Here is a 20,487-nt window from a genome sequence, read left to right as displayed (position 1 = left end):
AGCCCCTGCGACGACGGCGAATCGGCCCGTGGACAACCTGTGCGGCGCGAGCTCGTGAAACTACACGTTCCTGTGGACGTCGGCTCGGCGTTCACATGCCGTTCACACCCTGACACCCGATGTCCACGGAATGCGTCCGGTTTCCCACAGGGCCGTCCCCAGCTGTGCACGATCGTGCCGGGGAGGGCGGGGATCACGACTGTCGGGCCTGCTGCTTGATGCGTGCGGTCAGCTCGGTGACCTGGTTGTAGACCGCGTGCTTCTCGGCCATGAGCTTGCGGATCTTGCGATCGGCGTGCATCACGGTGGTGTGGTCGCGGTTGCCGAACTCCTGCCCGATCTTGGGCAGCGACATGTCGGTGAGCTCGCGGCAGAGGTACATCGCGATCTGTCGGGCCAGCACCAGGTTGCGGCTGCGGTTGGTGCTGCAGAGGTCGTCGATCGAGAACTCGGAGTACGCCGCGGTCTGCGCCATGATCATGCCGGCCGTGATGTCAGGCTCCTCGCCCTCGGCGATGAGGTCCTTCAGCACGATCTGCGCGAGCTGCAGGTCGACCGTCGTGCCGTTCAGGTTGGCGAACGCCGTGGCCCGGATGAGGGCGCCCTCGAGCTCGCGGATGTTCGTCTGCACCTTGCTGGCGATGAACTCGAGCACGTCGGCGGGGGCCGTGAGCTTCTCGTTGGCGGCCTTCTTGCGCAGGATCGCGATGCGGGTCTCGAGGTCGGGGGGCTGGACGTCGGTCGTCAGACCCCACTCGAACCGGTTGCGCAGGCGGTCCTCGAGCGTCGTCAGGTTCTTGGGCGGCCGGTCGGACGTCATCACGATCTGCTTGTTCTCGTTGTGCAGCGCGTTGAACGTGTGGAAGAACTCGGTCTGCGTCGACTCCTTGCCCTCGAGGAACTGGATGTCGTCGACCAGGAGGACGTCGATCTCTCGGTACTTGCGCTTGAGGGCGGCGGTGCGGTTCTCGCGGATCGCGTTGATGACGTCGTTGGTGAACTCCTCGCTGTTGACGTAGCGCACCCGCGAGGACGGGTAGAGGTTCAGGACGTAGTGGCCGATCGCGTGCAGCAGGTGCGTCTTGCCGAGGCCCGACTCGCCGTGGATGACGAGCGGGTTGTAGGCCTTGCCGGGTGCCTCGGCGACGGCGACGGCCGCTGCGTGGGCGAACCGGTTCGACGATCCGATGACGAAGTTCTCGAAGAGGTAGCGGGGGTTGAGGCGTGCCTCGGCGACGGTGCCGATGCGGGGCGGCGCGCTGGACCGCTCGGCCCAGCTGGGGACGAACTCGTCGCCGCTGTCGTCGTCCTCGTCGTCGGGCTCCTGCTCCTGCGTCGACGCGCCGACTTGTCTGTTTATCGACAAATCGTCTTGTTGACTATGGAGCGAGTCGATCAGCGAGGGGTCGATCGTGACGACGAGCCGGGTCTCCTGCTGCAACGTCGTGCTGATGGCGTGCTCGAGGGCGGGTCGCACCCGCGACTCGAGCTGCGCGCGGGTCAGGTCGTCCTGCACCGCGACGATCATGATGTTGTTGTGCAGCGTCAGCGGCTTGGCGGAGTAGACCCACACCTTGGCGCCGGGCGAGAGCGTGGCGACGGCTCGTTGCCAGACCTCGTTGAGATGCTCGTCGGGGCTGGCGTCCTGGCCGTCCTGCATGCAATGCCTCCCGACATGTCCCTGCGAGGGAATGTGCACAGTGTTTTCCACACTGTGTGAATCAGAACTGGAGGGTTGTCTCCAGGTTGTGGAAAAGTCGTCAAGCGGCGACGCTAGCAGCGTTGCTGGTGCCAAACAAGCGGCTTTCCCCAAGCCCGAGGGAAGCTACGGCGTGTCGTCTGGACGTGGGCGTCCACAAGGCGTAGGCAGGTCGGTTTGACCGAGATGTGGCACCCCCGTACCGTTGCCTAGTCGTCCCAGAACGACCCCCGCCGCATGCTCATGATCATCGATGATCATGGGCGAGCGGTGGCCGTCGAACGGCCCAGTCCAAGATCCGAGGATTCATCGTGAGCAAGCGCACCTTCCAGCCCAACAACCGTCGTCGCGCCAAGAAGCACGGCTTCCGTCTTCGCATGCGCACCCGCGCCGGCCGCGCGATCCTCGCGGACCGCCGCCGCAAGGGTCGCGCCAAGCTGTCCGCCTGAGCCGTTGCTCGCACGCGGTCACCGCATGCGCAGCGGCGAGGACTTCCGGCACACGATCCGTCGTGGCGCCAGGGGTTCGCAGCCGACTCTCGTCACCCATGTCGTGCTCGGCGCACGCGCCACCGGAACCGACGGACCAACGTCCGTCGGTTTCGTCGTGAGCAAGGCCGTCGGGTCGGCGGTGGAGCGCAACCGCGTCAAGCGGCGGCTGCGGCACCTGATGCGCGACCGCGTCGAGAGCCTGCCGCCCGGATCGCGCGTCGTCGTGCGAGCGCTGCCGGCGTCCCACGCCGCCGCGTCGGCAACCCTGGCCGAGCACCTCGACGCCGCACTGCGGCGGTCCGGTGCCCGGTGAGGTCGACGTGTCGATGAGGCGGGGCTCCCCGCCCGCGATCGTCCTGATCTGGATGCTGAGGGCGTACCGATTCGCCATCAGCCCGTTGTACGGCCAGGTGTGCCGCTACCATCCGACCTGTTCGGCCTACGCTTTGCAGGCCGTGGAGACTCATGGAGCGGTGCGCGGTTCCTGGCTCGCGGGTCGTCGCGTCCTGCGATGCCACCCCTGGAGCGCGGGCGGCTACGACCCGGTTCCGCAGTCACGTAGAGGAGAACAATGTTCGGCTTCCTAGGCGACATCGGCGGCGCCATCATGACGCCTCTGTACTACGCCGTGTCGGGGATCCTGCTGGTCTGGCACAAGATCTTCGAGACCGTCGGGCTCTCCGGTGACTCCGGGTGGACCTGGGCGCTGTCGATCATCGGCCTGACGATCACGATCCGCACGCTGCTGATCCCGCTGTTCGTCAAGCAGATCAAGTCGAGCCGCAACATGCAGCTGCTGCAGCCGCAGATCAAGGCCCTGCAGCAGAAGTACAAGCACGACCGGGAGCGCCTGACCCAGGAGCAGATGAAGCTCTGGAAGGAGACGGGCACCAACCCGTTCGCGTCGTGCCTGCCGCTGATCCTGCAGATGCCGATCTTCTTCGCGCTGTTCCGCGTGATCGACCAGGCCGCCAAGAACGGCGCTGAGGGAGCGCGCGGCTTCCTCGACGGCGCCGACGCCGAGTCGCTGAAGGAGGCCGTGCTGCTGGGTGCCCGCATCGCCGACACCTTCGTCAGCAGCAGCGAGATCGAGACCAAGATCATCACGATGTCGCTCGTCGTGATCATGTGCATCACGCAGTTCACGACGCAGCGCCAGCTGATGAGCAAGAACATGCCGGCCGACGCCATGACGGGTCAGTACGCGCAGCAGCAGAAGCTGCTCCTCTACGTGCTGCCGGTCGTGTTCGCCGTCGGCGGCGTGGCCTTCCCCCTGGGTGTGCTCTTCTACTGGACCACGTCGAACTTCTGGACGATGGGCCAGCAGTTCTACGTCATCCGTAACAACCCCGCGCCCGGCACGCCGGCGTTCAAGGCCAAGCAGGATCGCGACAAGAAGCGCGGCAAGGACGTCGCGGAGGACCCGCTGAAGCCCGAGATCGAGGAGGGCCCCAAGCCCGCTCCCCGTGCCCAGCCGAAGAACCAGCCGCGCAGCCAGCGCAAGAAGCCGGCGCAGCCGGGCAACGGACAGCAGAAGCCGAACCCGGCCAAGAAGCCCCAGCAGAAGCCCGTGGCGAAGAAGAAGCCGGACATCACGGCCCAGGACCCCAAGAACACGCCGAAGAAGAACCCCACGGACGACCCGAAGAAGGGTGGCACGTCATGACCGACGCCGCGAAGCTGGAGAACGAGGGCGACATCGCCGCCGACTTCCTCGAGGGTCTGCTCGACATCGCGGATCTTGACGGTGACATCGACATGGACGTGGACGGTGATCGCGCCGCGGTCGAGGTGGTCGGAGGCAATCTCGACCACCTGGTCGGGCGTGACGGCGAGGTGCTCGACGCCCTGCAGGAGCTGACGCGGCTGGCGGTCTACCGCGAGACGGGCGAGCGCAGCCGGCTGATGCTGGACGTCGCGGGGTTCCGCGCGGCCCGTCGCACCGAGCTGGTGGCGATCGCCCAGACAGCCATCGAGTCGGTCAAGGGTGGCGAGACCTCGGTGTCGCTCGACCCCATGACGCCGTTCGAGCGCAAGGTGGTGCACGACGCCGTCGCCGAGGCAGGCCTCGAGAGCTCCTCGGACGGCACCGAGCCTCACCGGTACGTCGTCGTGCACTCGGCGGGTGAGTAGTCATCCCGATGTCTGACTCCCCCGACTCCCCGGAGATCGGCGATGTTTCACGTGGAACACCCCCGCCGCACGCGGCGGGGGTGTTCGCGTCCCGGATGCACCTGGCCGAGCAGTACGCCGAGATCCTGGCGACGGACGGTGTGGTCAAGGGCCTGATCGGTCCTCGTGAGGTCCCCCGCCTGTGGGATCGCCACCTGATGAACTCGGCCGTCGTGGCGCCACGCGTGCCCCACGGCGCGTCCGTCGCCGACGTCGGCACCGGTGCCGGTCTGCCCGGCCTGGTCTGGGCCATCGCGCGGCCGGACCTCCGCGTGACGTTGATCGAGCCCCTGCTGCGCCGCACCACGTTCCTCGACGACGTCGTCGCCCGGCTCGGTCTGAGCAACGTGGAGGTGCTGCGCAGTCGCGCCGAGGACGTCACCGCGTCGTTCGACGTGGTCACGGCCCGCGCGGTCGCCGCCCTCGACAAGCTCGGTCGCTGGTGCATGCCGCTGGTGTCCCCCGGCGGCGTCATGCTGGCGATGAAGGGCCGGTCGGCGGCCGACGAGGTCGAGGTCGCGACGGCCACGCTCCACCGCCTCGGCGCGACGTCTATCGTGGTGACGACGTACGAGAACGGCGACGTGCCGACCACCGTCGTGGAGGTCACCAAGTGAGCCATGTTTCACGTGAAACGATGAAGGGGCAGGCATGAACGACCAGCAGCCCACCCGCCGCACACCGCCCACCGCCGCATCCACCTACAGCGTCCCGGTGCCGTCGAATGACGACTCGACTCCCCTGGCGGCCGCCGCCCAGCAGCACGTCTCCCTGCTGCAGCGCGCATCGGCGATCCAGCGGTTCGAGCGCCCCGTGCACTCACGGGTCTTCGTCGTCGCGAACCAGAAGGGTGGCGTGGGCAAGACCACGACCACCGTCAACGTCGCCGCCGCCCTCGCGCTGAAGGGCCTTCGGGTCCTCGTGGTCGACCTCGACCCCCAGGGCAATGCGTCGACGGCCCTCAACGTCCCGCACTCCGAAGGCACTCCCGGGGTCTACGAGGCGATCGTCGAGGGCGTCGACCTCGACGAGCTCGTCAAGCCGTGTCCCGACATCCCCGGGCTCACGGTGCTGCCGGCCTCGATCGACCTCGCCGGCGCGGAGATCGAGCTCGTCTCGCTGGTGGCACGGGAGTCACGACTCGACCGTGCCCTGCAGTCGTACCTCAAGGACTGCGAGGCGGTAGGTGACCGCATCGACTACGTGCTGATCGACTGCCCGCCCTCGCTGGGCCTGCTGACGGTCAACGCGATGGTCGCCGGGCGCGAGGTGCTGATCCCGATTCAGTGCGAGTACTACGCACTCGAGGGCCTGGGTCAGCTGATCCGCAACATCGATCTGATCCGAGCCCACCTGAACCCCAAGCTCGAGATCACCACGGTCCTGCTGACGATGTACGACGGTCGCACGCGGCTGTCGGCCGGCGTCGCCGAGGAGGTGCGCGGTCACTTCGCCGAGAAGGTCATCACGACGCCGATCCCGCGCTCGGTCCGCATCTCGGAGGCACCGAGCTACCAGCAGTCCGTCATCACCTACGACGGCACCTCGTCCGGGGCGCTGTCCTACCTGGAGGCCGCGCGCGAGATCGCGTTGGCCGGGAGCAAGGGAGCCACCCGATGAGCACACGTCGCGGACTGGGCCGGGGGCTCGAGTCCCTCATCCCGTCCAGCTCGGCCGACGCCGCGGCGTCAGGCCTCAAGGAGATCGAGGGCGCACGGTTCGCCGAGATCCCGTTGGGCCAGATCGTCGCGAACCCCCGTCAGCCGCGCCAGGTGTTCGACGAGGACCACATGGCCGAGCTGGTCCACTCCATCAAGGAGGTGGGCCTGCTCCAGCCGGTCGTCGTCCGCGAGGTCGCCAAGGACCGCTACGAGCTCATCATGGGGGAGCGTCGCTGGCGGGCCAGCGGCAAGGCGGGTCTGGAGACGATCGGCGCGATCGTGCGCGAGACGTCCGACGAGGACCTGCTGCGCGACGCGTTGCTCGAGAACCTGCACCGCTCGCAGCTCAACCCGCTCGAGGAGGCGTCGGCGTACCAGCAGCTGCTGGAGGACTTCGGGTGCACGCACGAGGAGCTCGCCGACCGCATCGGACGCTCACGACCGCAGATCAGCAACACGCTGCGACTGCTGAAGCTGACGCCGACGGTGCAGCGCCGCGTCGCCGCCGGGGTGCTGTCGGCCGGCCACGCCCGCGCGCTGGTCAGCGTCGCCAACCCGGAGATCCAGGATCGCCTGGCCACGCGGGTCGTGGCCGAGGGGCTCTCGGTGCGCGCCCTCGAGGAGATCGTCACGGTCGGTCCCGACGCGGCCAAGCGCCCCGCCGCTCGTCAGTCGGCGAAGGCGTCGGCCCCACGGCTGGCCGATCTGGCCGCCCGGCTGTCGGAGCGGTACGACACCCGCGTCAAGGTCGACCTCGGCCGGTCGAAGGGACGCATCACCGTCGAGTTCGCCACGATCGACGACCTCGAGCGCATCGTCAAGATGATGGACCCGAAGAAGTCGCCCTGATCAGCGATATAGCAACAAGTAGAGATGTCGACATATTGATCTGGCGACACGAAAAAGCCCGGCATCCGTCAGGATGCCGGGCTTCGTCGTCAGCGATGGATCAGCTGGTGTACTCGTTCAGGTCGTTCAGGATCGCGCTCTTGGGACGCACGCCGACGATCGACTTCACGACCTCGCCCTTGTAGTACAGGTTCATGGTCGGCAGGCCGGTCACGCGGTACTGCGCCGGCGTGACGGGGTTGGCGTCGGCGTCCATCTTCAGGATCGTGAGCTTCTCGCCCTTCTCGGTGGCGATCTCCTCGAGGATCGGGGCGAGCTGACGGCACGGGCCGCACCAGCTGGCCCAGAAGTCGACCAGCACGGGGCCGTCGGCCTGGAGGACGAGCTCGTCGAAGTTCGCGTCGGTGACCGCGGCGAGGGTGGATTCTGCCATGGGGTGCTCCTTAGGGTCTGTGTACAGGTGAACGTCGGGGAGGGCTGGTTATTCCGCCCACTGCGCCATCGCGACGTCCGTGGCGGGCTCGCCCGCGGAGTCGATGTCGGCGAGGAAGCGCTCGGCGTCGAGGGCTGCCGCGCAGCCCGTGCCGGCGGCCGTGATGGCCTGGCGGTAGGTGTGGTCGACCAGGTCGCCGGCGGCGAAGACGCCGGTCACGTTGGTCGCGGTGGAGCCGGCCTCGACCAGGACGTAGCCCTCGTCATCGAGGTCGACCTGTCCCGTCAGGAGCTCGGAGCGCGGGTCGTGGCCGATCGCGATGAACAGGCCCGTCGCGTCGAGGCGCCGCGTCTCGCCCGTCACGGTGTCGCGCAGCGTGAGGGCCTCGAGCTTGTCGTCGCCGATGATCTCGGCGACCTCGGAGTTCCAGGCGATCTCGATCTTGTCGTTGCCGATCGCACGGTCCTGCATGATCTTCGAGCCGCGCAGCTCGTCACGACGGACGACCATCGTGACCTTGGAGGCGAAGCGCGTCAGGAACGTCGCCTCCTCGAGGGCGGAGTCGCCACCACCGACGACCACGATGTTCTGCTCGCGGAAGAAGAAGCCGTCGCACGTCGCGCACCACGAGACGCCGTGGCCCGACAGACGGTCCTCGCCGTCCACGCCGAGCTTGCGGTAGCCCGAGCCCATCGCCAGGACGACGGCCTTCGCGCGGTACGTGCTGCCGTCGTCGAGGTGGACGGTCTTGACGTCGCCGGTCAGGTCGACCGACGTGACGTCGTCGGTGACGAGCTCGGCGCCGAAGCGCTCGGCCTGCGCGCGCAGCTTGTCCATGAGCTCGGGGCCCATGATGCCGTCGGGGTAGCCGGGGAAGTTCTCGACGTCGGTCGTGTTCATCAGGGCACCACCGGCCGTCACCGAGCCCTCGAACACGAGCGGCTCGAGGTTGGCGCGGGCCGCGTAGATGGCCGCGGTGTAGCCCGACGGACCCGAGCCGATGATGATGAGGTTGCGAACGTCGTCACTCATGGAGATCCCTCTGCTGGGTGGTGAGATGGTGGCCGGTGCGATGACCGGATGCGTGGATGTCAACGAATTCTAGGTGCCAGACATTCCATCGGCCGCCCCGCGTGCAGGTCACGAACGACCGCGCACCACGACGTCGTCGATCTCGCCGCGGAAGACCCCGGGCTCGACCTCGGGCAGCGACGTCAGCCAGACCACGAGGTAGCGGGTCACGATGCCCGAGCGCAGCGAGATGCTGGCGTCGGAACCGGCCGAGTCGACCGTCGCCACGTCGGTCAGGCCCCGTCGCACCCTCGGCGTGCGGTCGGTGTCCTCCGAGGCGGCGTAGACCACGATGCTGGTGGGTGATCCGGCGAGCCGCAGGCGCAGGGAGTCGACCTCGCGCAGACCTCCGAGGTCGAGGACGAGCCCGACGCCGTCCTTGACGCCGCCGAGCTCGGGGGAGCCGAGGTACGTCGACGTCTGCCACCCCGTGGTCGGCAACCCGTCGATCGCGAGCCGCGCCTGGTCACGGTTCTCGCGACCGTCCTCGCCCTGCGGGTCGAAGTCGACGGCCCGCTGCACGGGGAGCACCCGCACGGGCGACGAGTCGTCGATCGGGTCGGCGGCGCGGTCGGTCTGCCGGCTGACCAGGAACCCCAGCAGCGACAGGATCACGAGCGCGCCCGCCACGCCCAGCAGCACCAGGCCCCGATCGCCCTTCGCGGCCCTGCGCGCCTTCTGCTTGCCGCGCTCGAACGTCGTCGGGGGTGCCGGCTCGAACGCCTTCGGACGCCGGCGCGGTGGCTCGAGGCCCGGCGGGGGCCCGCCGGGGACGATGACGGGGTCGAGTCGCAACAGGTCGGGGGACGAGATGGCCGCGAGGCTCGGCTGGTCGTCGTGGAGGTCGTCGTCCTCGCCCGACAGCCGCAGCGTGTGGGCGATGTCGGCCGCCTTGCGCAGCGGGGGCTCGTGGTGACGCGGGGGGGAGCCGAGGATGCGGTCGGCGATCGTGTCGATGTCGCGGGAGACGCCGGCCCTGACCTGCCGTGGACGCAGCAGGCGACCGTGCTCGGCAGGCGCGGCGACCAGGCCGTCGACATCGGCTCCCGGCCACCGACCCGTCACGCTCGCGTAGAGCAGCTTGCCGATCGCCTGCACGTCGAGCTGCTCGTAGGCCTGGAGGTCCGACAGCGTGTCCTGGCGCCCGACCGGCGCCAGGGCCGTCGCGACCCCCAGACCCACGACACGGACGGCACCCGACTGCTTCAGGAGCACCTGGTGGGGCGTCAACCGGCGGTGGTAGACGCCGTGCTCGTGGGCGTGGGCCATCGCCTCGGCCACCTCGGCGACGACCGTGGCCGCGCGGCGGTTGGGCAGGGGCGACTGCGCCAGCAGCTGGTCGAGCGGGAAGGCGCGGGCCCACTCGCGGACGACGAGGTGGTGGCGCTGCTCGTCCTCGATCAGGTCGAGCACCCGCAGGAACCGGGGATCGGTCACGGACGTCGACTCGCGGGCCGCGTCGAGGAAGTGCCCGGCGCGGGGATCGGCGCTCGAGATGATCTCGAGCCCGACGTTGCGGTTCAGCACCTGGTCGTGGGCGCGCCACGTCGAGGAGCCGTGCCGCTCGTTGACGAGGTCCTGCAGCTCGTAGCGGCGGGCGAGGACGTCACCGGAGGCCAGTGACCGCCGCTCGGTCATGCCCTCACCTCTCGTCCGCCCGTCTCGTGCCTGAGCCCATGCTAGACGGATCGGGCGCGAGCACCGGGCTCAGTCGCCGCCGCGTCGGCGCAACGACGTCAGCAGGTGGCTCAGCTCGTCGAGCCGGACGACCCGGGCGGCGGCGACGAAGGTGACCAGGCCGGCGAGACCGGCGACCACGGTCGTCACGGCACCCCCGACGGCGCGCAGCGGCTCGACCCCCACGGCGTCGAGGCCCGCGGCGACGCCGAGCGTCACGAAGGCCGTCAGCACCAGCGCGACGACCATGCGGCGGATGAAGAAGTGCATCTCGCGGTCGACGACGGGCCCGATCGCCCGTGACAGCAGCGTCACCGACAGCACCGACCCCACGACGTACGCGATGCCGTACGAGAGGGCCAGCATCATCGCGACGCGGTCGGGCTCCACGAGGTGCACGAGCACGATCGCGACGACCACGTTGACGGTCGCGATGACGACCTGGATCAGGAACGGCGTCCTGTTGTCCTCGTTGGCGTAGAACCCGCGGAGCATCAGGTAGTGCACCGTGAAGGCGACGGTGGCCAGCGAGAACGCCTGGATCGTGTGGCCGATCGCCAGCGTGCTACCCCCGAGGGCTCCCAGGCCACCCGCGATCGCCGCCGCCGACTGGCCGAGGCACGCCAGCGCCACGGCGAGGGGGGCCACGATGACGAGGGCGATGCGGACCGTGCGACCCAGCTCGAGCCGGAAGCGGTCGTACTCGCGGTCGGACGCGAGGGCCGCCAGGGTCGGAATGACGGCGGTCGCGAGCGAGACCGTGATGACGCCGTGCGGGAGCTGGCTGATCAGGTAGCCGAGGCTGTAGACCGTCGAGCCCGCCGCCTTCTGGGCGTCGGCCGCACCCGCGATCGTCGCGCTGGTCGCGAGCCGTGCCACGACGATGAAGGCGATCTGGTTGACCAGGATGAACAGCAGCGTCCAGCCGGCGAGCCGCGCGGTGTGCCGCAGGCCGACGCCGCGGAAGTCGAACCGCGGCCGGAACCGGAAACCGGCCCGCCGCAGGTAGGGGAGCAGCACCAGCGCCTGCAGCGCGATGGCACCCGTCGAGCCGAGCCCCAGCACGAGGCCCTGCGTCGTCGTGAAGCCGTCGACGCCGTTGCTCGTCCCGAAGACCACCGCGTAGGTGACGATGACGGCGCAGGCCACGACGTTGTTGACGATCGGCGCCCACATCATCGGCCCGAACCGGCCGCGGGCGTTCAGCACCTGCCCGGTCAGCACGAAGACGCCGTAGAAGAAGACCTGCGGCAGGCACAGCAGCATCAGCAGCTCGGCCGAGTCACGCTGCGCGGCCCTCTCGGGCTCGAAGAGGTCTCCGTCGAAGACGATGCGCAGCAGGACGGGCGTGAGCACCATCAGCACGAGGGTGCCGATGCCGAGCACCAGCACGCCGAGGGTGATGACGCGGTTGGCGTAGGCGGTGCCGCCGTCGTCGTCGTTCTTCATGGCCCGGACGAGCTGGGGAACCAGCACGACGTTGAAGACGCCGCCGGCCAGCAGGATGTAGAGCGTGTTCGGGATCGTGTTCGCGATGTCGAACAGGTCGCCGTTCAGCTGGGTGCCGATCACGACCGCGAGCAGACCGGCGCGCAGGAAGCCGGTGATGCGCGAGACGATCGTGCCGAGCGCCATCCACGCGCTCGCGCGGGCGATCGAGCGGTCAGTCATCGTCGTCCGCGAGGGGCTCGGTGACCCCGCCCCGGCCGGTGCGGCGACGGTGGAAGCGGCGCACCAGCGCGACCAGCACCAGGACGCCGGCGGCTCCCATCGCGACCCACAGCACCGTGCTGATGCTGCTCGACTGCACCTTGAACGTCGTCGTCGCACCGACGTCCTGGCCCTGCGAGGTGACCAGGCCGGCGGTCAGGAACGTCGTGCGCTGGGTGCCCAGGTCGATCTGCACCGTCAGGGTGCGCCGCTCGCCCGCCGCGATCGTGACGGGATCGACCGCCGGGATGGCCAGTGCGGGATTGCTGGAGTCGAGGTCGACGCCGATGCGGATGGCCTCGTCGGTGTCGTTGCGGATCGTGAGGGGGAACCCTCCCTTCGAGCTCGACAGGGTCACCGACGACGGCGCCTCGATCGTGATGCGGTCGAGCGTCGCGCCGGTGCGCCGGGCCCGCGCCGCGGCGACCGTCAGGGCCTCGGAGCGGTCGAGCCGCCACCGCACGGCCAGCGCCTCGGCGACGCCGCGCGCCGACGAGGCGTCGAAGCCGTCGTTCTGCGCGATGATCGAGCCCAGGGTCTGCCCCTTCTGCAGGATCTCGGTCGCCGCGACGAGCTGCGCGCGCGACAGCGGTCGGGCCCTCGCGGTCGTCGGGACGGACCCGTCGTACGTCGCGAGCGAGCGGGTCAGCAGGCCGTCGAGGCTCACGGGCTGCACGAACGGCGCCGAGAACGCGCTCGCGAGCTGGCCCGACGCCCAGTCGGCGCCGGGGTCCCACTGCGGGTCGACGAGCACGACGGCGTCGACCCGTGAGTCGGGGTCGATGGTCCGTTCGAGCGTGGCGAGCGCCGCCTCGCTCAGCACGCGCTGACGCAGGGTCGTCGCGGAGTCCTCGCCCGGGGTGCTCCCGTCCCGGACGTCGTCGACCAGCAGCGGGACCGGGCCCTCGGAGGTGTCGTACTGGACGAGCGACCCCAGTCGGCGGTCCCAGTCGGGCACCGACGCCGGCGTCACGATGACGGGGGCGCCGCCGTCGCCGCGCAACGTCGTCAGCAGGTCGCGGGTGACCCCGTCACGTGTCGGCCACGACACGCGACGCCCGCTCAGCTGATACGTCGCGAGGACGCTCGAGGTGGCCTGGTCGACGGCCTCGCGCAGCGGGCCGGCGAGGTCGGGGTGCGCCGACAGCGCCAGGACGTCGGGGCGGTCGTAGTCGAGGATCCACGGGCTGCGGGCACGGGCGAGGTCGAGCAGATCGGTCAGGAAGATCGACGCGGCCGCCTTCTGTTCGGCGGTCACCTCGACGTCGTCGCCGACGCGCCGGCCGTTCGCGACGTCGTCGACGCCCACGAGCAGGGCCGGGTCGACCACGATGGTCGAGCCCTCCGCGGGCGTGCTGGCGGCGAGGTCGAGCAGGTTGCGCAGCCGGCCACCCTGGCCGACGTCGGCCAGCAGGCTCCGCGGATCGGTGTAGTCGCCGTCGGCGCCGCGGCGGTCGGGCATCAGGAACGGCCACGCGACCGACGTCGGCACGGATCCCTCGGCGTCCGACACCAGCGGCAGGAACGTCGTGGCGCGCGCGACCGCGACGGGGCTGCGGTTGCCCTCGTCGTCGGTCGCCAGGATCTGCACGCCGACGGGGTAGACACCCTGCGCACCCGTGATGCCGAGCTGCTCGTAGGGCACCTCGACCCGGAACGGCAGGGTCTGGCCCGCGGCGAGGTCGCCCATCTCGTCGAACGTCCCGGCCTCGATGACGCGGACGCCCGTGTACGCCTGGCCGTCGGACGTCGCCTGGTCGATCTGGCGCCGGGTCGTGAAGGGTGACGCGGGGATCACGAGGTAGGCCTGCACCGACGTCCACGCGTGGTCGTCGTCGTTCGTGACGGTGCCGGTCATCGTGACGTCGCGACCGGGGGCCAGCAGCGTCGGCTCGAGCGTCGTGATCGCGACCGAGAGCTCGGGGTCGTCGTCGGCCGCGCCGGCCGGAGCCAGGGCGCCGAGGGAGCACAGCGTGGTCAGGAGCAGCGCGACGAGGATCGTGCACCGGCGTCTGCTCACCCGGACATGCTAGACGCACGGGGCCCGCCGACAGGCCGAAGCGCCCGCGGCCCGGCGGTAGAGTGTCTCCCCGTGCCCACGCCCTCATTGACCGCAGACCGACGGGCCCGGATCGACGCCGAGCTCGACGCGCACCCGTTCCTGGCCGAGCTCGGAGAGCTGTTCGCCGCGGCGGGCCACGAGCTGTCGATCGTCGGCGGCCCCGTGCGCGACGCCGTGCTGGGCCGTCCCGGCAACGACTGGGACTTCGCGACCTCGGCCCGCCCCGACGAGATCGAGCGCATCGCGGCCGACTGGGCCGACGCGATCTGGGACGTCGGCCGCGAGTTCGGCACGATCGGGCTGCGCAGGGCCGGGCACCAGCTCGAGCTCACGACGTACCGCACCGACGCGTACGACGAGGGGTCCCGCAAGCCCGAGGTGCAGTTCGGCGACACCCTCGACGGCGACCTGTCGCGGCGCGACTTCGCGGTCAACGCGATGGCCATCCGGCTGCCGTCCCGCGAGTTCGTCGACCTGTTCGGCGGCCTCGACGACATCGACGCGGGGCTGCTGCGCACGCCCGTGACGCCCGAGCAGTCGTTCAGCGACGATCCGCTGCGGATGATGCGCGCGGCGCGGTTCGTCGCCCAGCTCGGCTTCACGGCGGCCCCCGAGGTCGTCGCCGCGATGACCGCGATGGCGGCGCGGATCGAGATCGTGTCGGCCGAGCGCGTGCGCGACGAGCTCGACAAGCTCGTCACCAGCGCCCACCCCGTCGCGGGGCTCCGGCTGCTGGTCGACACGGGCCTGGCCGAGCAGGTGCTGCCCGAGCTGCCCGCCCTGATCCTCGAGCGCGACGAGCACCACCGGCACAAGGACGTCTACGAGCACTCGCTGACCGTGCTGGAGCAGGCGATCGAGCTCGAGCACCGGCTCGACGCGGCGCCCGACCTGGTCATCCGCCTCGCGGCGCTGCTGCACGACATCGGCAAGCCCAGGACGCGGCGGTTCGTCGAGGGCGGCACCGTCACGTTCCACCACCACGACGTCGTGGGCGCCAAGCTGGCGCGCAAGCGGATGAAGGCCCTGCGCTACAGCAACGACACGATCGACCAGGTCACGTCGCTGATCGAGCTGCACCTGCGGTTCCACGGGTACGGCTCGGGCGAGTGGACCGACTCGGCCGTGCGGCGGTACGTCCGCGACGCCGGCGCCCAGCTCGAGCGCCTGCACATCCTGACCCGCGCCGACTGCACGACGCGCAACCAGCGCAAGGCGCAGCGCCTGCAGCGCACGTACGACGAGCTCGAGCGGCGCATCGCGGTGCTGGCCGAGGCCGAGGAGCTCGGCTCGATCCGTCCCGACCTGGACGGTGGCCAGATCATGTCGATCCTCGGCATCGCGCCGGGGCCCGAGGTCGGCGAGGCCTACCGGTTCCTGCTCGACCTGCGGATGGACCGGGGGCCGCTCTCCGAGGCCGACGCCACCGAGGCGCTGACGGCGTTCTGGGCCGCTCGGCCGAGGCCGGAGTGATCTAGGCTCGTCACCATGAACCTCCTGGGACGTGCCTGATGGCCGGCGGACTCATGGCCCTGCTCGACGACGTCGCGGCGCTGGCCAAGCTCGCCGCCGCGTCGGTCGACGACATCGGTGCCGCGGCAGGTCGCGCCAGCACGAAGGCCGCGGGGGTCGTCGTCGACGACGCCGCCGTGACCCCGCGCTACGTCCAGGGCTTCGACCCGTCGCGCGAGCTGACGGTCATCCGCAAGATCGCCGTGGGCTCGCTGCGCAACAAGATCGTGTTCATCCTGCCGGCGGCGCTCCTGCTGAGCCAGTACGCGGAGTGGCTGCTGGCGCCGATCCTGATGCTCGGCGGCACGTACCTCGCGTTCGAGGGCGCCGAGAAGCTGTGGGAGAAGTTCGGCCCCGGCGAGCACCACGGACCGGCCGAGCCGGTCGCCGCCGAGGGGGGCGCCGACCACGAGAAGACCATGGTCAGCAGCGCGATCCGCACCGACTTCATCCTGTCGGCCGAGATCATGGTCATCGCGCTGAAGGAGGTCACCGACGAGCCGTTCGTGTCGCGGGCCCTGATCCTGGCGGTCGTCGCCGTCGCGATCACCGCGCTCGTCTACGGGGCCGTCGGCCTGATCGTGAAGATGGACGACATCGGGCTGCACCTGGCCAAGAAGTCGTCGGCGGTCGCCCAGAAAGTGGGACGCGGCCTCGTCGTCGGCATGCCGATCTTCCTGCAGGTGCTGGCCACCGTCGGCATCGTGGCGATGCTGTGGGTCGGCGGCCACATCCTGCTGGTCAACGCCGACGAGCTCGGCTGGCACTGGCCGTACGAGACGGTGCACCACTGGGAGGAGGGTGTCGGTGGCGGGGCGGTCGGCTGGCTCGTCAACACCGCCTCCTCGGCCGTCATCGGCGTCGTGGTCGGCGCGGTCGTCGTCGCGATCCTGCACCTGATCCCGCGCAAGGCCTCCGCGAAGCACTGACGCCGACGACGAGGGGCCCGGATCCACGTGGATCCGGGCCCCTCGCCGTCGTGGCTCAGCCAGCGGTCTAGCGCTCGACCTCGCCGGCGATGTACTTCTCGAGCATCTCGCGACCCAGGTCGTCGGGACGCTGCTCGGGCGGCGACTTCATGAGGTAGGACGACGCCGAGAGCAGGGCGCCACCGATGCCACGGTCCTTGGCGATCTTCGCCGCGCGGATCGCGTCGATGATGATGCCGGCCGAGTTGGGCGAGTCCCAGACCTCGAGCTTGTACTCGAGGTTGAGGGGGACGTCGCCGAACGCGCGACCCTCGAGCCGGACGTAGGCCCACTTGCGGTCGTCGAGCCACTGGACGTAGTCGGACGGGCCGATGTGCACGTTCTTGGCGCCGAGGTCGTGGTCGATGTTCGACGTCACGGCCTGCGTCTTGGAGATCTTCTTGGACTCGAGGCGCTCGCGCTCGAGCATGTTCTTGAAGTCCATGTTGCCGCCGACGTTGAGCTGGTACGTGCGGTCGAGCACGACGCCACGGTCCTGGAACAGCTTGGCCATGACGCGGTGCGTGATGGTCGCGCCGACCTGGCTCTTGATGTCGTCACCGATGATCGGGACGCCGGCGTCCTCGAACTTGCGGGCCCACTCGGGGTCCGACGCGATGAACACGGGCAGGGCGTTGACGAAGGCCACCTGGGCGTCGATCGCGCACTGCGCGTAGAACTTGTCGGCCTGCTCGGAGCCGACCGGCAGGTACGACACGAGGACGTCGGCCTGGGTGTCCTTGAGCACCTGGACGACGTCGACCGCCTCGGCGTCCGACTCCTCGATCGTCTCGCGGTAGTACTTGCCGAGACCGTCGAGCGTGTTGCCCTTCTGGACGATGACGCCGGTCGGGGCGACGTCGGCGATCTTGATCGTGTTGTTCTCGCTGGCCTGCGTGGCCTCGGAGAGGTCGAAGCCGACCTTCTTGGCGTCGACGTCGAACGCGGCGACGAACTCGATGTCGTTGACGTGGTACTCGCCGAACTTGACGTGCATGAGCCCGGGGACGTTGCCCTCGGGGTCGGCGTCCTTGTAGTACTCCACGCCCTGGATGAGGGACGTGGCGCAGTTGCCCACGCCCACGATTGCTACGCGTATCGAACCCATGGGTTCTCCTTCGTTGATGGTGATGTCACTTCTCGGTGGTGGTGCTGGTCTCGGTGGTGCCGTCGTCCGTGTCGGGGTAGCCGCCGGACCGCTCGCGGTCGATCAGCTCGGTCAGCCACCTGACCTCGCGCTCGACCGACTCCAGGCCATGGCGCTGGAGCTCCAACGTGTAGGAGTCGGCACGGTCCCGCTTGCGCTGGCCCGCGGCACGGACGTTCTCGAGCCGCTCCTCGAGCCGGCTGCGGCGCCCCTCGAGGATGCGGACCCGCGACGCGGCGTCGGTGCGCGAGAAGAACGCGAACCGGACGCCGAACGTCTCGTCGTCCCACGCCGACGGACCGGAGTCCTCGAGGGCCTGGGCGAAGTGCTCCTTGCCCTCGGCCGTCAGCTGGTAGACGATGCGCGGCCGACGTCCCCGACCCTCGGGGTCGACGGTCTCGTCGGCGACGACGTAGCCCGCCCGGCCCAGCGCCTTCAGCGCCGGGTAGAGCGTGCCGTACGACAGGATGCGACCCCACCCGAGCAGGGCGTTGACCTGCTTGCGCAGCTCGTACCCGTGCATCGGGGCGTCGTGGAGCAGTCCGAGGACTGCCACCTCGAGCGCCGCGCCGCGTCGTGTCATCGTCGTGTCCCTGACATAGTCGTTCGTTTGTTATATCGGGACGATACATCGACACGTCACGTCTGCCTAGTCGCCCCGTCGCGTGACCCACGACACGGGCGTGCCGGCGATTGGTCATCTCTCAGGTACGTTCGGCACACTTGACCGACGACGGACTCGCACCACGGGTCCTGTATGGAGGTAGACGGACCCTTGGCAACACAGCGAAAGCGCCCCTCGCCCACCGCGAGCGCGGCGAAGAGCAAGCGAGGATCGACCACCACGGCGTCGTCGAAGACGGCACGCCGGGGCGGAGCCGTCGGCGGCGTCGGCCGCAAGATCGGCGGCCGCGGCCCCTGGTGGACCAAGACCCTGCGCTGGTTCTCGTTCCTCGCGGTCGCCGGCGTGCTGGCCGCGGCGCTGACGTTCTTCGTCCTGTACCGGGCCATCGCGATCCCCGACGCCAACGCCGACTTCCAGACCCAGACGACGCAGGTCTACTACTCCGACGGCAAGCACAAGCTCGGCGAGTTCGCGCTGCAGGACCGCGAGAGCGTGTCGATCGACCAGATCCCCGCCTCGATGCAGGCCGCGGCGATCGCCGCCGAGGACCGCACGTTCTACACCAACCGGGGCATCGACCTGAAGGGCATCCTGCGCGCCGTCCGCGACAACACGACGAGCGGCGAGATCCAGGGTGGCGGCTCGACGATCACGCAGCAGTACGTCAAGATCCTCTACCTGACGCAGGAGCGCTCCTACAGCCGCAAGGTCAAGGAGGCGATCCTCTCGATCAAGATCCACAACCAGCTCAGCAAGAAGCAGATCCTCGAGGGCTACCTCAACACGATCTACTTCGGCAACGGCTCGTACGGCATCCAGGTCGCGTCGCAGAACTACTTCGGCAAGCCCGCCTCGCAGCTCAACTACGCGCAGTCGGCGCTGCTCGCCACGATCATCAACAGCCCCAGCTACTACGACCCGTACGCCGAGGGCGCCGCGGCGCGCATCATGCCGCGCTTCCAGTACGTGCTCAACGGCATGGTCGAGTCCAAGGCCATCACGGCCGACGAGGCCGCGAAGTTCGCCGACAAGCTGCCCGAGGTCAAGGACAAGAAGGACCTCAACCGATTCGGCGGCACGAAGGGCTTCCTGCTCGCGGCGGTCAAGGAGCAGATGGCCAAGCTCGAGTTCAGCCCCTCGCAGGTCGAGGGTGGCGGTCTGCGCATCGTCACGACGTTCGACTACGAGGACCAGAAGGACGCCGTCGAGGCCGTCAAGGACAACCGGCCGTCCGGTGCCCCCGAGCTGCACCCCGCGCTGGTGTCGGTGCAGCCCGGCACGGGAGCGGTGCGTGCGATGTACGGCGGGCCCGACTTCCTGAAGAGCGAGCAGAACTGGGCGATGCTCGGCACGCAGCCGGGCTCGACGTTCAAGGTGTTCGCGGTCATCGCGGCACTCGAGGACGGCTACAGCCTCAAGACCGTGCTCAACGGCAACTCGCCGCTGCGCGACGACAAGGGCAACATCCTGACCGAGAACCAGGGCGACAGCGGCGGATCGTCGTACGGACGCATCCCGCTGTCGACCGCGACGGCCAAGTCGGTCAACGCGGCCTTCGTCGACCTGACGATCCAGATGGCCGGCGGCATGCAGAGCGACTGGGCCAAGGGCGCCGACAAGGTGCTGAAGGCCGCGAACCAGGCCGGCATCCCGAAGGCGACGACCGACACCTGGGAGAAGACCGCCAACATCTCGCTCGGCGCCAACCAGGTCGCCCCGATCGACATCGCCAACTCGTACGCGACGCTGGCCGCCGGCGGCAAGCGCGCCGAGTGGTACATGGTGCAGAAGGTCACCGACTACCAGGGCAGCGTCCTGCACGAGCACGAGAACAAGACCCGCCGGACGATCCCCGAGGACGTCGTGGCCGACACCATCGCCGCGATGCGGGGCGTCGTGACGTCCGGCAGCGGCACGCTGGCCTCGTCGATCTGCACGACGGCGGGCAAGACCGGCACCGCCACCGCGGCCACCGACGGCAACGACGACGACCAGCACGTGTCGTCGTCGTGGTTCGCCGGCATCACGCCCAAGCTCGCCACCGCCGTGATGTACAACCGCGGCAAGGGCAACGAGAACCTCGAGGGCTACATGCTGCCGACGTTCTTCGGCGGCCAGACGCCGGCGCGCACGTTCAAGACGTACATGGACGCGGCCCTGCAGGGCTCCGAGTGCGGCACGTTCCCGCCTCCGGCCAACATCCAGAGCGAGAAGGGCACGAACTACGTCGCGCCCGCGCCGAAGAAGACCGAGAAGCCGAAGCCGGAGAAGACGCGCAAGACGCGCGAGCCCGAGCCGACGACCCCGGCTCCGACGACGCCCGCGCCGACGCAGCCGCCGGCTCCCGAGCCGACGACCCCGGCGCCGACAACTCCGGCGACTCCCATCGTGCCGCCGCCGGCGGCGTAGG

Annotated in this window: 19 protein-coding genes; 11 read left to right on the top strand and 8 right to left on the bottom strand. The window is 69.5% G+C overall.

Going from position 1 to position 20,487, the window contains the following annotated elements:
* Positions 1-193: 193 nt before the first annotated feature.
* A complete protein-coding gene (gene dnaA / locus ASD10_RS02515; RefSeq protein WP_056604129.1) occupies positions 194-1,660 on the bottom strand; it encodes a chromosomal replication initiator protein DnaA in 1,467 nt (488 codons plus the stop codon).
* 350 nt (positions 1,661-2,010) lie between these two features.
* Here dnaA and rpmH point away from each other — a divergent pair, with 350 nt between their 5' ends.
* From rpmH to ASD10_RS02480, 8 genes are all read left to right on the top strand, one after another.
* Positions 2,011-2,148: a 50S ribosomal protein L34 gene (rpmH, locus tag ASD10_RS02510; RefSeq protein WP_056210619.1), complete on the top strand. Its 138-nt coding sequence runs from the start codon at positions 2,011-2,013 to the stop codon at positions 2,146-2,148.
* Between the two features lie 4 nt (positions 2,149-2,152).
* Positions 2,153-2,503, top strand: a complete 351-nt coding sequence (gene rnpA, locus ASD10_RS02505) for a ribonuclease P protein component (protein ID WP_056604126.1) — start codon at positions 2,153-2,155, stop codon at positions 2,501-2,503.
* 13 nt (positions 2,504-2,516) lie between these two features.
* Positions 2,517-2,777, top strand: coding sequence for a membrane protein insertion efficiency factor YidD (yidD, locus tag ASD10_RS18210; protein WP_082556243.1), 261 nt, complete (start codon positions 2,517-2,519; stop codon positions 2,775-2,777).
* Positions 2,762-3,856, top strand: a complete 1,095-nt coding sequence (gene yidC / locus ASD10_RS02500) for a membrane protein insertase YidC (protein WP_056604123.1) — start codon at positions 2,762-2,764, stop codon at positions 3,854-3,856. The genes yidD and yidC overlap by 16 nt, the downstream gene beginning before the upstream one ends.
* On the top strand, positions 3,853-4,323 hold the full coding sequence (locus tag ASD10_RS02495; RefSeq protein WP_056604120.1) for a R3H domain-containing nucleic acid-binding protein: 471 nt from the start codon (positions 3,853-3,855) through the stop codon (positions 4,321-4,323). The genes yidC and ASD10_RS02495 overlap by 4 nt, the downstream gene beginning before the upstream one ends.
* An 80-nt stretch (positions 4,324-4,403) precedes the next feature.
* A complete protein-coding gene (rsmG, locus tag ASD10_RS02490) occupies positions 4,404-4,979 on the top strand; it encodes a 16S rRNA (guanine(527)-N(7))-methyltransferase RsmG (RefSeq protein ID WP_369797545.1) in 576 nt (191 codons plus the stop codon).
* Between the two features lie 34 nt (positions 4,980-5,013).
* On the top strand, positions 5,014-5,982 hold the full coding sequence (locus ASD10_RS02485) for a ParA family protein (protein WP_082555978.1): 969 nt from the start codon (positions 5,014-5,016) through the stop codon (positions 5,980-5,982).
* The gene (locus ASD10_RS02480) at positions 5,979-6,872 is read left to right on the top strand and encodes a ParB/RepB/Spo0J family partition protein (RefSeq protein ID WP_056604114.1); all 894 of its coding nucleotides are present in this window, start codon (positions 5,979-5,981) and stop codon (positions 6,870-6,872) included. Before ASD10_RS02485 ends, ASD10_RS02480 begins: the two co-directional genes overlap by 4 nt.
* Positions 6,873-6,972: 100 nt before the next feature.
* Here the strand turns inward: ASD10_RS02480 and trxA are convergent, their stop codons facing one another.
* From trxA to ASD10_RS02455, 5 genes are all read right to left on the bottom strand, one after another.
* On the bottom strand, positions 6,973-7,305 hold the full coding sequence (gene trxA, locus ASD10_RS02475) for a thioredoxin (protein WP_056604111.1): 333 nt from the start codon (positions 7,303-7,305) through the stop codon (positions 6,973-6,975).
* Between the two features lie 48 nt (positions 7,306-7,353).
* Positions 7,354-8,337, bottom strand: a complete 984-nt coding sequence (gene trxB / locus ASD10_RS02470; RefSeq protein ID WP_056604108.1) for a thioredoxin-disulfide reductase — start codon at positions 8,335-8,337, stop codon at positions 7,354-7,356.
* Between the two features lie 108 nt (positions 8,338-8,445).
* A complete protein-coding gene (locus ASD10_RS02465; protein ID WP_056604106.1) occupies positions 8,446-10,014 on the bottom strand; it encodes a protein kinase family protein in 1,569 nt (522 codons plus the stop codon).
* A 69-nt stretch (positions 10,015-10,083) separates the two neighbouring features.
* Positions 10,084-11,724, bottom strand: a complete 1,641-nt coding sequence (murJ, locus tag ASD10_RS02460) for a murein biosynthesis integral membrane protein MurJ (RefSeq protein ID WP_056604103.1) — start codon at positions 11,722-11,724, stop codon at positions 10,084-10,086.
* Positions 11,717-13,783, bottom strand: coding sequence for a DUF6049 family protein (locus ASD10_RS02455; RefSeq protein ID WP_056604100.1), 2,067 nt, complete (start codon positions 13,781-13,783; stop codon positions 11,717-11,719). Before ASD10_RS02455 ends, murJ begins: the two co-directional genes overlap by 8 nt.
* A 72-nt stretch (positions 13,784-13,855) precedes the next feature.
* Between ASD10_RS02455 and ASD10_RS02450 the strand changes: the two genes are divergently transcribed.
* Both ASD10_RS02450 and ASD10_RS02445 read left to right on the top strand, forming a co-directional pair.
* Positions 13,856-15,298, top strand: coding sequence for a CCA tRNA nucleotidyltransferase (locus ASD10_RS02450; RefSeq protein ID WP_235501739.1), 1,443 nt, complete (start codon positions 13,856-13,858; stop codon positions 15,296-15,298).
* Between the two features lie 38 nt (positions 15,299-15,336).
* Positions 15,337-16,266 (top strand): DUF808 domain-containing protein, encoded by a 930-nt coding sequence (locus ASD10_RS02445; protein WP_056604094.1) that lies wholly within the window; start codon positions 15,337-15,339, stop codon positions 16,264-16,266.
* 67 nt (positions 16,267-16,333) lie between these two features.
* On the opposite strand, the gene ASD10_RS02440 is transcribed toward ASD10_RS02445, so the two are convergent.
* The gene (locus tag ASD10_RS02440; protein ID WP_056604090.1) at positions 16,334-17,413 is read right to left on the bottom strand and encodes an inositol-3-phosphate synthase; all 1,080 of its coding nucleotides are present in this window, start codon (positions 17,411-17,413) and stop codon (positions 16,334-16,336) included.
* Positions 17,414-17,438: 25 nt separating this feature from the next.
* Positions 17,439-18,035, bottom strand: a complete 597-nt coding sequence (locus ASD10_RS02435) for a PadR family transcriptional regulator (RefSeq protein WP_056604087.1) — start codon at positions 18,033-18,035, stop codon at positions 17,439-17,441.
* A 192-nt stretch (positions 18,036-18,227) separates the two neighbouring features.
* Between ASD10_RS02435 and ASD10_RS02430 the strand changes: the two genes are divergently transcribed.
* A complete protein-coding gene (locus tag ASD10_RS02430) occupies positions 18,228-20,486 on the top strand; it encodes a transglycosylase domain-containing protein (RefSeq protein ID WP_056604085.1) in 2,259 nt (752 codons plus the stop codon).
* Position 20,487: the final 1 nt, after the last annotated feature.

Source organism: Aeromicrobium sp. Root472D3 (assembly GCF_001426485.1).
Taxonomy (GTDB): Bacteria; Actinomycetota; Actinomycetes; order Propionibacteriales; family Nocardioidaceae; genus Aeromicrobium.
This window is presented reverse-complemented; position numbering and strand designations above follow the sequence as displayed.

What these genes read in the sequence shown, in the direction of transcription:
- dnaA (WP_056604129.1), bottom strand. Translation starts at nt 1,660, where the DNA reads ATGCAGGACGGCCAGGACGCCAGCCCCGACGAGCATCTCAACGAGGTC.
- yidD (WP_082556243.1), top strand. Translation starts at nt 2,517, where the DNA reads ATGAGGCGGGGCTCCCCGCCCGCGATCGTCCTGATCTGGATGCTGAGG.
- yidC (WP_056604123.1), top strand. Translation starts at nt 2,762, where the DNA reads ATGTTCGGCTTCCTAGGCGACATCGGCGGCGCCATCATGACGCCTCTG.
- ASD10_RS02495 (WP_056604120.1), top strand. Translation starts at nt 3,853, where the DNA reads ATGACCGACGCCGCGAAGCTGGAGAACGAGGGCGACATCGCCGCCGAC.
- ASD10_RS02485 (WP_082555978.1), top strand. Translation starts at nt 5,014, where the DNA reads ATGAACGACCAGCAGCCCACCCGCCGCACACCGCCCACCGCCGCATCC.
- ASD10_RS02480 (WP_056604114.1), top strand. Translation starts at nt 5,979, where the DNA reads ATGAGCACACGTCGCGGACTGGGCCGGGGGCTCGAGTCCCTCATCCCG.
- trxA (WP_056604111.1), bottom strand. Translation starts at nt 7,305, where the DNA reads ATGGCAGAATCCACCCTCGCCGCGGTCACCGACGCGAACTTCGACGAG.
- trxB (WP_056604108.1), bottom strand. Translation starts at nt 8,337, where the DNA reads ATGAGTGACGACGTTCGCAACCTCATCATCATCGGCTCGGGTCCGTCG.
- ASD10_RS02465 (WP_056604106.1), bottom strand. Translation starts at nt 10,014, where the DNA reads ATGACCGAGCGGCGGTCACTGGCCTCCGGTGACGTCCTCGCCCGCCGC.
- murJ (WP_056604103.1), bottom strand. Translation starts at nt 11,724, where the DNA reads ATGACTGACCGCTCGATCGCCCGCGCGAGCGCGTGGATGGCGCTCGGC.
- ASD10_RS02445 (WP_056604094.1), top strand. Translation starts at nt 15,337, where the DNA reads ATGGCCGGCGGACTCATGGCCCTGCTCGACGACGTCGCGGCGCTGGCC.
- ASD10_RS02440 (WP_056604090.1), bottom strand. Translation starts at nt 17,413, where the DNA reads ATGGGTTCGATACGCGTAGCAATCGTGGGCGTGGGCAACTGCGCCACG.
- ASD10_RS02435 (WP_056604087.1), bottom strand. Translation starts at nt 18,035, where the DNA reads ATGACACGACGCGGCGCGGCGCTCGAGGTGGCAGTCCTCGGACTGCTC.